The organism is Streptomyces sp. NBC_00224 (genome assembly GCF_041435195.1).
Classification (GTDB): Bacteria; Actinomycetota; Actinomycetes; order Streptomycetales; family Streptomycetaceae; genus Streptomyces.
The window spans coordinates 37,244-49,574 of record NZ_CP108108.1 but is presented as its reverse complement, the minus strand read 5'-3'; the positions used below and the strand labels follow the sequence as shown (position 1 = coordinate 49,574).

The 12,331-nt window shown below is 69.2% G+C and carries 12 protein-coding genes and 1 pseudogene; 6 read left to right on the top strand and 7 right to left on the bottom strand.

Annotated features, from left to right (window positions below; translation table 11 throughout):
• Positions 1–2,069: 2,069 nt before the first annotated feature.
• The 4 genes from OG965_RS41200 to OG965_RS41185 all read right to left on the bottom strand — a co-directional run bounded on the left by OG965_RS41200 (position 2,070) and on the right by OG965_RS41185 (position 5,021).
• Complete coding sequence (locus OG965_RS41200; protein WP_371657267.1) at positions 2,070–2,393, bottom strand: hypothetical protein; 324 nt, start codon at positions 2,391–2,393, stop codon at positions 2,070–2,072.
• Entirely contained in the window at positions 2,390–2,758 is a 369-nt protein-coding gene (locus tag OG965_RS41195; RefSeq protein WP_371657266.1) for a DUF6247 family protein, read from the bottom strand. The genes OG965_RS41200 and OG965_RS41195 overlap by 4 nt, the downstream gene beginning before the upstream one ends.
• 32 nt (positions 2,759–2,790) lie before the next feature.
• Positions 2,791–2,991 (bottom strand): type II toxin-antitoxin system prevent-host-death family antitoxin, encoded by a 201-nt coding sequence (locus OG965_RS41190; RefSeq protein ID WP_371657265.1) that lies wholly within the window; start codon positions 2,989–2,991, stop codon positions 2,791–2,793.
• A gap of 698 nt (positions 2,992–3,689) precedes the next feature.
• Positions 3,690–5,021, bottom strand: coding sequence for a hypothetical protein (locus OG965_RS41185; protein WP_371657264.1), 1,332 nt, complete (start codon positions 5,019–5,021; stop codon positions 3,690–3,692).
• A 258-nt stretch (positions 5,022–5,279) separates the two neighbouring features.
• Here OG965_RS41185 and OG965_RS41180 point away from each other — a divergent pair, with 258 nt between their 5' ends.
• The 3 genes from OG965_RS41180 to OG965_RS41170 all read left to right on the top strand — a co-directional run bounded on the left by OG965_RS41180 (position 5,280) and on the right by OG965_RS41170 (position 6,149).
• Complete coding sequence (locus tag OG965_RS41180; protein WP_371657263.1) at positions 5,280–5,552, top strand: hypothetical protein; 273 nt, start codon at positions 5,280–5,282, stop codon at positions 5,550–5,552.
• Entirely contained in the window at positions 5,552–5,746 is a 195-nt protein-coding gene (locus OG965_RS41175; RefSeq protein WP_371657262.1) for a hypothetical protein, read from the top strand. The genes OG965_RS41180 and OG965_RS41175 overlap by 1 nt, the downstream gene beginning before the upstream one ends.
• A gap of 193 nt (positions 5,747–5,939) precedes the next feature.
• Complete coding sequence (locus OG965_RS41170; protein ID WP_371657261.1) at positions 5,940–6,149, top strand: hypothetical protein; 210 nt, start codon at positions 5,940–5,942, stop codon at positions 6,147–6,149.
• An 87-nt stretch (positions 6,150–6,236) separates the two neighbouring features.
• Here the strand turns inward: OG965_RS41170 and OG965_RS41165 are convergent.
• The 3 genes and pseudogenes from OG965_RS41165 to OG965_RS41155 all read right to left on the bottom strand — a co-directional run.
• A pseudogene (locus OG965_RS41165) lies at positions 6,237–7,246 on the bottom strand (MFS transporter); the annotation flags it as partial.
• A gap of 144 nt (positions 7,247–7,390) precedes the next feature.
• Positions 7,391–8,242 carry a class I SAM-dependent methyltransferase gene (locus OG965_RS41160; RefSeq protein WP_371657260.1) on the bottom strand — a complete coding sequence of 284 codons (852 nt, stop codon included), beginning with the start codon at positions 8,240–8,242 and terminating at the stop codon, positions 7,391–7,393.
• Entirely contained in the window at positions 8,239–9,465 is a 1,227-nt protein-coding gene (locus tag OG965_RS41155; protein ID WP_371657259.1) for an XRE family transcriptional regulator, read from the bottom strand. Before OG965_RS41155 ends, OG965_RS41160 begins: the two co-directional genes overlap by 4 nt.
• 262 nt (positions 9,466–9,727) lie before the next feature.
• Here OG965_RS41155 and OG965_RS41150 point away from each other — a divergent pair, with 262 nt between their 5' ends.
• From OG965_RS41150 to OG965_RS41140, 3 genes are all read left to right on the top strand, one after another.
• Positions 9,728–9,862 carry a hypothetical protein gene (locus OG965_RS41150; RefSeq protein WP_371657258.1) on the top strand — a complete coding sequence of 45 codons (135 nt, stop codon included), beginning with the start codon at positions 9,728–9,730 and terminating at the stop codon, positions 9,860–9,862.
• 94 nt (positions 9,863–9,956) lie between these two features.
• Positions 9,957–11,456, top strand: coding sequence for an MBL fold metallo-hydrolase (locus OG965_RS41145; RefSeq protein ID WP_371657257.1), 1,500 nt, complete (start codon positions 9,957–9,959; stop codon positions 11,454–11,456).
• On the top strand, positions 11,453–12,322 hold the full coding sequence (locus OG965_RS41140) for a hypothetical protein (protein ID WP_371657256.1): 870 nt from the start codon (positions 11,453–11,455) through the stop codon (positions 12,320–12,322). The genes OG965_RS41145 and OG965_RS41140 overlap by 4 nt, the downstream gene beginning before the upstream one ends.
• Positions 12,323–12,331: the final 9 nt, after the last annotated feature.

Below are 12,331 nucleotides of genomic sequence, written 5' to 3'. Positions count from 1 at the left end.
CCGCAGACACGACGCGCCGCCGCTACGCGGCGGGAGGATTACCGCGCTCCGCGCGGTTGAATTCCGGCTTCGCCGGAATTTAGGGGCCAACTCCGTTGGCCCTGGGCGCGAATCGCTTCGCGATCCGGCCGGAATACAATTCGCTCCGCGAATTGTATTGGTCTGGTTAAGGGTTGGGGGCAGGGTCGGACGGTTTTCTGCTTTCCGTTTTCTGAGGACCCGTCAATTCTCGGACCAGAATACCGGATTCACCATCCAGCACATTCCCAACTTGCTTCCCTTTTCGAATTGAGTGCCCACCGTGGCACACACCCGGCAACCCCCGCAACCCCCCGCGCGAGTGACCATCACGCCGCGCCCCAGGCCCCGGCCGCCCCCTCGGGCGCCTGACACCCACTCACGGACACCTGAGCCCGGGGCCCTTCGCGCGCGGCACGCGCGGCACGCGTTGGCCAGGCTGTGACGGACTGCGGGCGCTTACGGCGTAAGCACCACCGCGCGGCTTGTGCTGTTACCTGTCGCGTCGGACTGAGCCACGGGGGTCGGCCAGGCGCCCCGCAGGTCGCAGAGGATCTGTCACGCCGACAGCCCCACCCACGCGATACCCCGGCCCGCGACAGCGGGCGCAGCGCGCAGGCCCCGCCCGAGGCGCGACCGGCCCACCGGAGGGCGGCTTCACGGCCGGACGGCCAGCGGGCGCAACGCCCGTACGCAACATCGGTGCGCACTCCGCCGTCTGGCACCGGCTTCAGCCGGACTTGCGTGGCTAACCGGCCCGTCCGTCATCGTGCTGCCCTAGCAGGTCGCCACGGCCCGTTCAAGGGTTCGCGAATCCTCGCCCAACCCTGCGAAAGAGCCCCGCTACCAGCGACTTCACGGATTTTCGCGAACTCTTGAATGCCCGTCGTCCAGCGCCGAATCTTGCCCCCGTTCCACCCACACATCCATCGAGAGGACCATCGTGAACACCCACCCGACCCCGAACCCGGTACCGTCCCCCAGCCCGGCCCAGCCCCCGGCCGCCGCACCCACACCCTCGCCGGTGCCGGTGCCGGCGGATGCCTCGCTGCGTCGCCAGCTCCAGGCTGTAGTGGTCGTACTCCTCGTCCTGGGCGCCGCGTTCGCCTTCACCGTCCTGTTCGAACACCCCGCGGCCCTCCCCGCCCTCGGAGGCGTCGGCACGCTTCGGCATCACGGCCGTCATCTACACGTTCGCCAAGCGCGTCAACCCGTGAATCGCATCACCGTCTCTGTGAGCGCCGATCCCCAACGCGGACGCAGAGGAAGGCCCGAGCACGGCAGAAGCGCGGGAGGCGGCCGTGCAGCGTGCTTTACGCGGTCGCGTGACGCCTGCCCGCCATTAGCGGGCGCAGCGCGGAGCCCCCTGGCGCCGCGCAACAGGAAACCGGCCGCCCCGATCCCCTCCAGCGCCGCTCGCCCCCGCCTCCCTGCCTCCCCTTTTTTCTTGTCTGGGGCGGGCGAGGGGCTCTGGAGGGGATGTCCAGCCCCGCACCACACCAAAACCCGTGGTGACCAGCAGCATTCACGGGAGTGCCGGAAGACTAGGTCAGGAGACAACTCAGCAGACAGCTCAGGAGATCGTGCAGGGGATGAGGCGCAAGGGAAACGCCACGCCGCCCCGCCCTGCGTCCACCTCTGCCTCCGGCTATCGCGGAGAAAGACACCTCATGCTGTTAAGCCGTCAAATCGATCGACAGCTCTCCGCGCCGTCAGCGACGATGCGGTGCCGTTGGTTCTCTCCTCCAGGAGCCCGCCGTCTCCGTGCGCGACACCACGCTTTTGCCTGTCGTGCACACTCCACTTTGGCGCGGGCCGGGCATGGGTCCAGTCCGTCTGTGAGCAGATCGGGTGTCAGGCGGCTGGCGGGGTCAGGGACTCGGTCTTGACCTCGCCCAGGATGTCTTCCGGTACGGAACCGGCAATCGTGACGGGCACGATCTACACCACAGTGCCTTCACCTTCGGCTTCCCGGTAGGCCTCGCTCGTGCTCCGCGCCGGGTACGCCCTTGTCGCCGACCCATGAAGAACCTGCGGCGCCTACCGGCGGGTCAGGACCAGAAGGCGTCGGTGACGGTGATCTGGGGGTCGGCGTGGCGGCGGGTGAAGGTGAAGATGAGCCAGCCGCGGCCACCGGCGAGGTCGGCGATGTGCGGGCCGCCGGGGCTGGTCGAGGCCAGTGGGCGGACGGTGATCCAATGCGGCAGGCCGAGGTCGGCGTCGATGCCCCGGAAATAGGGGTCGGTGGCGGTGATCAGCTCCGCGCGGGCTGACAGGACCAGCTGCTTGCCGTCCTCGGGCATGCCCTCGAACTCCTGAAGGGCCTCTGCCGTCCAGTCCATCTTCCACGGCGGGCCGGGGAGCTCATCGGTCACCGGCCGGGCTCCACGGCACCCGCCTGGCGGCGCAGGCTGCTGTACTCGGCCAGCAGACGGGTCGACTCGGCAGGATCCTTCGACGTCGCCGCGCGGGCCTCGACGTCGCGCAGGTGGGCTTCCAGGCCGGGGTCGCGGGCGATGGCGTACTGGGTCCACCACAGGCGCATGAACGCCGGGACCGGGGTGAGGTTGAAGGCGTCGCCGATCGCGCGGCGCCAGTGGGCCTCGAAGTCCGGCAGCAGGTGGGGGGCGTGCTCCTGGATGGCCAGGCGCAGTGCTTGGGGGGTGCGTTCGGGCATCGGTGGTACCCGGCGGGGCTTGTCGCCGCCGGGGCCGTCGAAGTGTGCGGGCTGGGCAGTCATGACGCGGGCTCCCTGTTCGCGCGGCCGGGCGGTCAGGCCGCGTCCTGGCCGGCGGCGGGGGCCGGCGGGTTCTGGGCGGCCGTGTACTGCTCGAACCACTCGGCCGGCACGAGGTAGGCGAGGGTCTTGCCCTTGCGGGTGATCGCTGCGGGCTCGCCCGCGATCCGGGTGCGGTCGAGGATCTCGCCCATCTGCTTGCGCAGGTCGATCGTCGTGTACGTCCTCGTCTCCATGGACTCGACCCTACCCCGCAACTATCATAGTTGCGATAGTTGGGCCGGTACGGGAGCCGACCACCCAGCAAGGGCAGGCCCCAGACGGGAAAACGCGCACGACACCGTCTCACACCCAGACCACCCGGACGCTCTCCATCCCCATGGCTGCCCCTCCCCGGTGTTGCGGCCGCCATGCAGCGGCTGACCACACGATCCGGCCCGCCAGGAGCATCTGACGCTGCCAGCCGAGGGCGTCGGTAAGACTGGTGGCGGCTGGGTTCGTCGAGCAGAGCCAGACGCACCCAGATGTCCCGAGGCGTCGTCCCCCACGGCCTCGGTCCATCGCGCCGTCCTGGGCTGTCTGCGACAGCCCGTGGCTCCCGCCACCGCGCGCATCCCGCCGACACACGAGCACCACCAGCACCGCCCCGATCCCCTCGCCCACCGCCGGGGACCTGTCCCACCCACCCGCTTCTTTCTACTTCCGGTGCGCATCGAGCAGATCCGACGCCGCCTGGGCCGCCTGCGCACCCAGGGCCTCGTTGAGCGCATCACCCTGCCACGGGCCGGGCGCAGCCGGGTGTGGTTCCCCACGGCGTACGGAGCGCGGTGGCATGGCGGTGTCGCCAGCGCGAAGCGAAGTCATCGACACCGATCACTCGGGGTTGCCCGCAGGGGGCACTTGGCCAGCGGCCGTGGCCCCCGCGTTTCCTCGGTCAGGCGGCGTTCAAGAGTTCGGCGAGGTCGTCACGGCCGGGGGTGTCGTCCGGCAGGGCCTGGTACAGGGCCAGGGCTCGGGTCTGGGTGAGTCCGTTGCGGTAGGAGGCCGGGAGGCCGTCGTAAGCGCGTGTCGCGACGTGCACGGCCCCTTCCCGATCGCCGTCGTGGGCGAGGCAGGACGCCTGGTCGATGGCGATCAGCGCCCGTGTCATCAGCGACGGCGCCCGCGACAGCTCCAGGGCGGCAGCCTGCGCTTCGTACGCGCGGCGGGTGTCTCCCAGGTGGGTGAGGGCCTGACTCATGTGGACTTGGTGCTTTTGCATCGGGTAGCCGAACCAGGTGTCCGCGTGCTGTTGCGAGCTGAGCCGGTCGGCGAGGCGCTCAACGTCCGTGACGGCGCCGAGGGCCTTGTCGCGGTCGCCGCCGATCGCGTAGGCGCGCGATGCGACGGCGGCCGCGAGGGCGGCGGCCGCGCTGGGGGTTTCCCCGGCCAGGTGCCGGGCCTGGTCGGCGAGTTTCGCTGCGGCGGCCGGGGCGCCGTAGTTCAGCGGCACCATGGCCTCGCGGCCCAGCACCCAGGCGTGCAGGAGCTGGTCTCCGGACTGCTGGGCGGCCCGTCCGGCGGTGGCGAACCAGCGGTGGGCCTCGCGGTGGTTGCCGAGGTCGTGCAGGACGATCGCGAGCATGCCCGCCATCTGCCCGGTGACGTGGCACAGCTGGCTGCGGCTCTTGTCGGTCTGGGCCTGGAAGAGGAGGGGCTTCATCTCCTCCAGGTCGTCCTGGAGGTTCGCCAGGACGTCGGCCGGGGCCTGGCCGTGGTAACCGTAGCCGTACCGCTCGGCGGTCGACTCCCAGTAGCCGAGATCGGGATGGGTGTGGTCGGCGGCAAGGGCGGCGTCGATGTCGGTACGGGTGGACGTTAAAGCGGCGAGCCCGGTACCTGCCAGACCGGCAGCGAGCGCGCCGCGCATCACATCGCGGCGCTTCATCTGATCGTCTCCATCTCCTTGGTCTTGTAAGGGAGTTACCGGGTCTACGGCCTCCCATGGCCTTGCGGCCAAGCCTAAGTCCGCGCCCGGGATTCTGAGTCCGTCCGCGATCCGCTCCAGGACCGGCAGGGAGGTGACGTCGGCGTTTCCGCGCGCGATCTGGCTGACGCGTTCGGCGCGGATGCCGCACGCTTCGCTGATCTTGTTGAAGCTGATCTCGCCCTCGGTGTGGGCTAGGGCGAAGACCGTGCTGATGTCGCGCCGGGCCAGGGCCTCGGTGAAGCGGGGATCGCGTCGCAGGGCTGCGGGCAGCGCTCCCGGCGGATTCCGAAGTGCCATGCCTACCCCCTCGGTTGGCGCCCCCCACGGAATGTACCCATCGTGGGGGTCCCTTACATGGGGTTACCGCGCCGCGTGTGCCGTCCTTAACTGAACGTGCTTGCCCGGTCTACGCGACGTCGAACGTCGAGATCCGGGCTTCCCGTTGGCCTGGCGGCCGAAAACGCCTCGTTGCTGTGTCCGGCCGCCCCGAAACCGAGAGCCGGTGACCCCGTGATGCACGCCGATGGAACAGGAAGAAGCAGCCTCCTCCCGAAGGTGACCGAAAGCGCCGGCGCCGGCCAGGCGCTCCAGGTCACCTCGGCCCCGGCAGTGCGAGTACCCGTGCGCTCGGTGGTCTTGCTGGAGCGGGACATCGCCTATGACCACGGGGCGGAGCAGGCCCGGATCGGGGTGGACGTCGTGCTCGGCGACGGCGACACCCAGCGGGCCGAGCTGGTCCTGAACCCGTCCCAGATGTACGCGACCTCCGCGAAGCTGCACCGGGCCATCCGGGCTCGCGAGGCCGCCCGCTCGATCGGCGGCCAGTGATGGCCCGCCGCCGGCTACAGGTCGACGGGGACGTGGTGGCCGCTGTCGGCTGGTGGGGTGCGATCCTCACCGGGCTCGTGCTGGTCGGCCTCTCCGCCGATCAGGAGCTGCGCCATGACGCGTCCGGCGGCCGGGCTGCTGTGACCGCGCCGGATGTGACCGTCGCCCCGGAGAGTGGGGGCGACGGCACCTAGAGCGCTCCGGCGCCCGGCCTGGGGATGTGCCACCGGGTGCCGGAGCACCAGACCGCCGCCCTTGCGGGCGGCGCGGGCGGCCCCTGCTCGGCCGCCCCGCCGTTCCCGCCCCGCCGCGCCCATCGGCTCGGGCCGCGGGGCGGGGACGGCCCCTTGAACCCGGCGATGCCCCTTCGTGGAACAGGAGATCAGCATGGATACCGGACAGCCCGTCATCGAACACTCGGCCGCCCGTACGGCGTGGGAGGAGGCCGGAACCGTCCTCGTCCCCGACGCCCTGGAGCCAGGCCAGTTCGAAGACCTGGTGAAGGAAGCGCGGATTGAGCCGTTGCTGGCGAACCGGACGCCGAAGCGTGGTGGCCGGTGGCGGGATCATCGCCGGGTGATCGACGCGATTGCATGAAGTTCCGCACCGGCTCGCCACGCGGCTCCGAGCGCCTGGCGGGCACGCAGTCGGCACTGCACTGTCGGCGGATATCCTGGAGGCAGTTCACGGAGTTCGCCGCGCGCTGAGGTTGGGACGCTGCTGCGGCTCAGGCACGGGCGTGGGCGTCGGCGCGGGTGCGGGTGTCGGCCGGGACTGCACCAGCCATAGGCCGGTGCACACGGCGGTGGCCAGGGTGACGGCTCCGGCCACGGTGAAGGCGGTGTCGAGGCCGGTCTCGAAGGAGCGCCGCTGGACTGCCGGGTGCGGACCACGGCTCCGAGCACCGCGCCGATCTGCCGGGTGGTGCTGCTGATGCCGGAGGCGAGGCCGCCCTCCTGTGGGTCGACTGCCTGGATGGCGGCGCCGGTCAGTGGGGACATGGTCAGGGCGAAGCCGACGCCGACGGTGGCGAGCCGCCACCACACGTTCGCGTATCCGGTGTCGGCGTGTACTCCTCCCAGTGCGAGGAGGCCAAAGCCGGCCAGGGCCAGGCCGCTGGTGACGACGGACCGCTAGCCGTATTTGGCGGCGAGGCGGCCCGCGAAGGGGCTGATGAGGACCATGGCGAGAGTCATGGGCAGGGTCTGGAGTCCGGCCCGCAGGATCGAGCTGCCCTGGACGTACACGAAGAACTGGGAGAAGAAGAACGACGAACCCATGAGCGCGAACCCCACCACGACCATGGCGGAGTTGGACACGGTGAACAGCCACCGGCCGAACAGGCCCAGGGGCAGCATCGGTGCGCGGTGGCGCCGCTCGACGGCCACGAATGCGGCGAGCAGGACGGCCGCCGCCGTGAAGCCGCCGAGGATCAGCGGTGAGGTCCAGCCGCGCGAGCCGCCCTCGATCAGGGCGTAGGCCAGGGTGCCGACTGCGAGGACGGACAGGATCGTGCCGGGGATGTCGAGGGCGCGCGCGTTCGGGTTGCGGGACTCGGCCAGGACACGTCGGTCGGCCACCAGCAGGACCACGCCGATGGGCACGTTGACCAGGAAGATCGCGGGCCAGTCGAACGCCTGCGCCAGGACGCCTCCGGCCACGGGCCCGGCGGCCAGGCCGATGCCGCTCAGCCCCGTTGTCCGGCTCCTCGCTGCCGCGCTCCTGCCGGGGGAGAGTGGCGAAACCGTGGCTTGGGCGCCGCTCCGACTGGCAGTCACACTGAGAGACGGCACACGGTTGAATGAGGCTGCGGCAGCGCCGACGCCAGGGTGCATGGCTTACGCGAACCCACTCGAGGACGGCGTAGTTGTCAGGCCAGTGTTCCGGCACACGAGAATGCCACCGAGGCAAGTAATGCGGAACGCTCCCTTTGCACGGATGGTTTCTTCAACCCGCTCGCGAGCGCGCTCGACTGTCTCCGCGAAGGGAACGCCCATCTTCCCTGCCCAGGCTTCGTAGGAGGCGAGGTGAGCCACAACCGGAGCCGCATCCGATACGTCGATCACACCCGGCAGCTGGATGGTCCTGATCTCGGCGAAGACCTCCCCCAGCACACCTGGCGCCTCTTCAAGAGTGAAGCGTGATGAGAGCTGCACCCGGGCCGGGCCCTCCGGGATGCCCAGGACGTCTCCGGCAGCCCGCCGCCACAGGTTCTCCAGCTCGCCTTTGTCGGTGCGGCTGTTGGTGGAGATGAAAGCAAGGCCGTCCGGGGCCAGGACACGACCCAGCTCCCTGACAGCTCGCTGCTGGTCTTCGACGTGGTAGAGCATGTGCATGCCCAAGGCTGCGCTCAGCGCGCCATTCGCGAGAGGGAGCTGCTGGGCATCAGCGACAATTGCCCCCGGGATCCCAGTCAGGATGCCGGGCGAAATGTCCATAGGCACGACGGTCAGGTCGGGCCGTTCCGTGCGGAGGCGCTGCACGAACTTTCCATTACCGCAGCCCACGTCCGCGACCGGTCCTCGGACATCGGCCAGTTCGTTCACGATGATGCCAGGGAGGTCGTGCTGCGGGGCCTGCCACTGGTACAGAGATTGCCGTGCCGCGAGATGCTGACCGGTGCCGTACGCCTGAGTCGAGAGCAGGTGCCGGTCGGTCACCGAAGAGTCGTTGGTCGGGCGGGCAGTCATCTCGGCTCCGTGGGGTTGCTGGCTAGAGCGGGCCGGGTGGTCGCTTCCCTGATGTCCTCGCGGAGATCGACTACCCGCCGTGAGTCACGGTAGGGCTCGCTGCCCATCAGTGCGTACAGATTGCGCAGTCTGATCGCGATGCTGGCCGTGTAGTTCGGTGCGGCGAGGACGGAAGCGAGTTCATGTGCGGCGCCTTCCATCTCTCCGTCGGTGAGGTAGGCGGTGGCGAGATCCAGATGGGCCGCGTGCAGGTCCCCTGGTGACCGTTCTCCTTCCAGGCCCGCTTGGTAGAGCTCAACGGCGTGGTTGGAGGCCGCGATCGCTCGCCTTACCTGCTGCGTGCCGTCGACGGCCAGCAACGTGGTGCCGGTGTAAGCCCACTGCTTGGCCTCGGGAAAAGCGAATACCCCAGGCAGTTCGTCCGCGTCGGCGGCACTGCGGGCCTCCTGTGCCAGTGAGAGAGCGCGCAGTGCAGCACGGCAGTCTCCGCAGGCTGCCAGGGCGCGGGCCTCCAGACTCAGTAATCGTGCTCTGATGGTGCCTGGTCCAGGTCTTCCGTCCTGGTAGCCGGAGTGTGCGAGGTCGGCGGCTCGGCGATAGTCGCCGGTCCAGTAGGCGGCGAGTGATTGAAACGACCGAGCCCAAGCCCGTAGCGCGTGGTGCTCCGCGATGTCCGCGCATTGGACCGCGGTGCGCGCGTGGGTGGCGGCGGACGGCTGGTGGCCGAGATCGAGCGAGACGTGGGCCGCCAAGCCACACAGCCATCCAGCCGTTACGTAGAGATGGCGGGCCTGGTTCGGGTATTGGCGGCCTTCGACTAATCGGAAGACTTCCCGACGCAGGTGGCGGATCTCCGGAACCAGGAGAGGAAGTGGGCGGCTGACGAAGTCCCGGGCTAGCCGGTCCAGGTCGGCGTCGAGCTGCTCGAGTACGAGAGCGTTGACGTTGGTTATAGCGGCCAACCTGGCCATGTGGGAGGACAGCTCAGCATCAGATTCGAGCGTCTCTAGCTCTAGCTGCGCGGAGGACGTACCGCTCTGCGCCTCTGTTCCTGGTCCCTCGGTGACAGCCTTTGGGTAGAGCCCCAGCTGTGCTTCGCAGTTGACCTGGAACACCTTGCACAGGGCTGCCCTATAGTCGCCAGACGGCCAGGAGATGACTCCGCGCTCCAACCGGGAGATCCAGGCCGCATCCAGTCCAGGGCTACGCCCGGTCTCGACCACGACCTGATCGCACACACGCTTCGCGGTCTCCGCCTGAGTCCACCGCCGCTCACGTCTGAGGCCTTGCAGGGTCTTGTTCGCCATCATCGCCGTCCGCTGGTCGAGTTGGGCGGCGCAAAGCCTACCGAGAATCTGCCTATTGGATGCCCACAACCTGCCCAGCGGAATGCCCTGTTCGGGCTGCAGTCAGCGGAGTTGACTCAGCAGCTGGAACCAGCGGCTGCACCCGCACCGCTGTGACGTCGAGTGAGAGGGGTACCTGATGAAACAGGCGAAGTCCCAGGCCAAGCCCACGGCGCCGGTGACGGCCGAGGCGGTCCGCCGACTGCAGAAGCGCGTGACGGCGTTCGCTGCTACCGGCACCACCAGCAACTCCCCGGTCACCTACCACCGGTAGTCCGGCCTGTTCACAGTCCGCCGCGGAGGGGGATCTTGCTGTGTCCCCCTCCGCATCACCTCATACCTTCTCCGCCCGTGCAAAGGAGTTCGACATGACAGCCACTCCCGTCGGCCTGGAACTGACCTTCCTCGGTCACCAGACGTGGCACATCAGCGACGGCCTCTCCTCGGTCCTCCTCGATCCAATCCTTGCGCCCGCCTTCGGAGCCGGGAGCCTGGAGTTCAAGATCTGGCCGCCCCGTAGCGTGGACGTGCAGGGTATGCCCGCTCCCAACGCCGTGATCCTCAGCCACGAGCACCTGGACCACTTCCACCTCCCCTCCCTCAGCCTCCTCCCGCGCACGGTCCCTATCTATACCGGCATCTCCACCCCCGCCGCGGTCACCGACGCCATCGAAGCCCTGGGCTTGACCGTGCACCGCGTCGACCACACCCAGCCGCTGGACATCGGGGACATCGAGATCACCCTCTACCCCGCCGGCGCTCACACTCTCTTCTGGGAGAAGCGCGTGGCCCAGCCGCTGGTCCGGCTCTCGGGAACCACCGGCAACGACGTCTTCATCGGCGTCGACGCCGACGTCTCCGACCTGTACATCGAGCAACTGGCCCAGGGCACCCTCGCCCCGCCACGTCTCGCCGTCGTCTCCAACAACGCCCAGACCGTCCCGTACGGTGCCCTTGGCGCGGACAACAATCTTCTACCCGGCCTGGACGGCCCTCGCAACCGCACCACTGGGCTCCAGATCCTGCACGCCCTGCTCATCGACTACCTCAAGCCTCTCGACGGGGTGCGGGACGTCGCCCTGTGCGGCAACGGCTTCACCGCACCGCGCAGCCCTCACGGCCCCTTCCTCTATGCCGATCACAAGGCTCTGGCCGCCGCCGCCAACGACCTCCAGCACCTCTTTCACGTCCATGGCCCCCGTCCAGGCGACCGCCTGACCGTCCCGGCGGGCGGCGGCTCCATCACCGTCTCGCGCGCGCTCTGGGTCACCCCTGACCCCGTGGCGGAGAAGTCGGAACTAGCCGCGCTGTCGGCCTTCCTGGACGCCCCACAGCGCGTCGAGCCCACCCCGGTCACTCCGAGCCTGGACAAGGAGGAGTGGGGGAAGGCCGAACATCTCGTGGCGCAGGAACTTCCCCGGCTGGCACGTGAGTTGATCGCCACGCGCACGGGAGCCCTGGCCACCAGCATCCACGACTACCTTCGCGGGCCTCTCCAGGCTCACCGTGCTGTTCTCCGTCTGCTCGACCCACCCGGGCGACCTGACGAAGTCGACTCCTACGCCTGGAACATCACCGGTCCCCACTGGGACAAGGTGGAGACAACCAACCGGGAGGAGGCCATGGCCGCCTACCCCTTCGGTATCGAGATCTACTTCCAGGACCTCGCTGCCGTGTTCTTGGGACGTGCCCAGATCTGGGATATCGTCGGGGGCTCGTACCAGGGATGGCACATCGGTGAGCACCTCGACTCCCCTGTCTATGCCCTCTTCGCGATCTACGGCGAGCACCAGCGACCCGACCTGGCCGCCCGCTGCTACGCCCGCAGCCTGGCCACGCTCGGCATCCATCAGGAGATATCAGCGTGACCACCGCCCACGCCGGGCCGCTGGACGGCGCCGCCAAGGCACGGCCGCAGGGCTGGCTACCCAACCCTCTGGCCACCGACCCCGCCACCGCCGAGCGGCAGGCACACGTGATCCTGGCCCGCCGCTACAGCAGCCCGCCGGGGCCGGTGCGGTGCCTCACCGCCCGCTACCGGACAGCCGCCTTCGCCCTCGGCGATCCTCCCGACCGGGTCTTGAAGCGGCACGCGGACCAAGCCGGTTATTTCGGCGAAGTCCTCGCCTACGAACTCCTAGCCGACGAATGCGTTCTGCCGCACCTCTACCGGGCCTGCGACACGTCGCAGACGCTGCTGGTCGATTACCTCGACCAGGCCGTCGCCCTGGCCGCCACTGATGCCTTCTGCGAGCTGGTACGTGCGGTCGCGGTCATCCACACCTCCTCTGCCCGCTGGCACCCCACCATGACCGAAGCCATGGCCCGCTGGCAGGCCGGGAAGGCCGTCAACGCCCCACCCCCGGGGTGGATCACCCGTCCTGACGACTGGCACCGGCTCCTGCAACTGGTCACCGACGCCCACGGCCCCGAACACGTGCCGCTCGGTCATCTGGACCTCAAACCGGATCACGTCCGGCGCCGTGGCAAAGGGCACCTGGCTCTGGTCGATGCCGAAACCCTGCGTCCCGACATCACCGGCCTGCCCGACCTGATCACACTCGCCTACATCGCACGCGGCCAGGGCTGCCGATCCCCGCGCTGGGTACGCCAGGCCTACCTGCACCACGTGCGGGACCTCGGCGCTCAGTGGAACGACCAGAGCCTGACACGCGCGTTGACGGCGTTCGCCGCCGCGACCGGCCTCCATTCCCTGCACGGCGTCCACGAGTAATCGCCACGG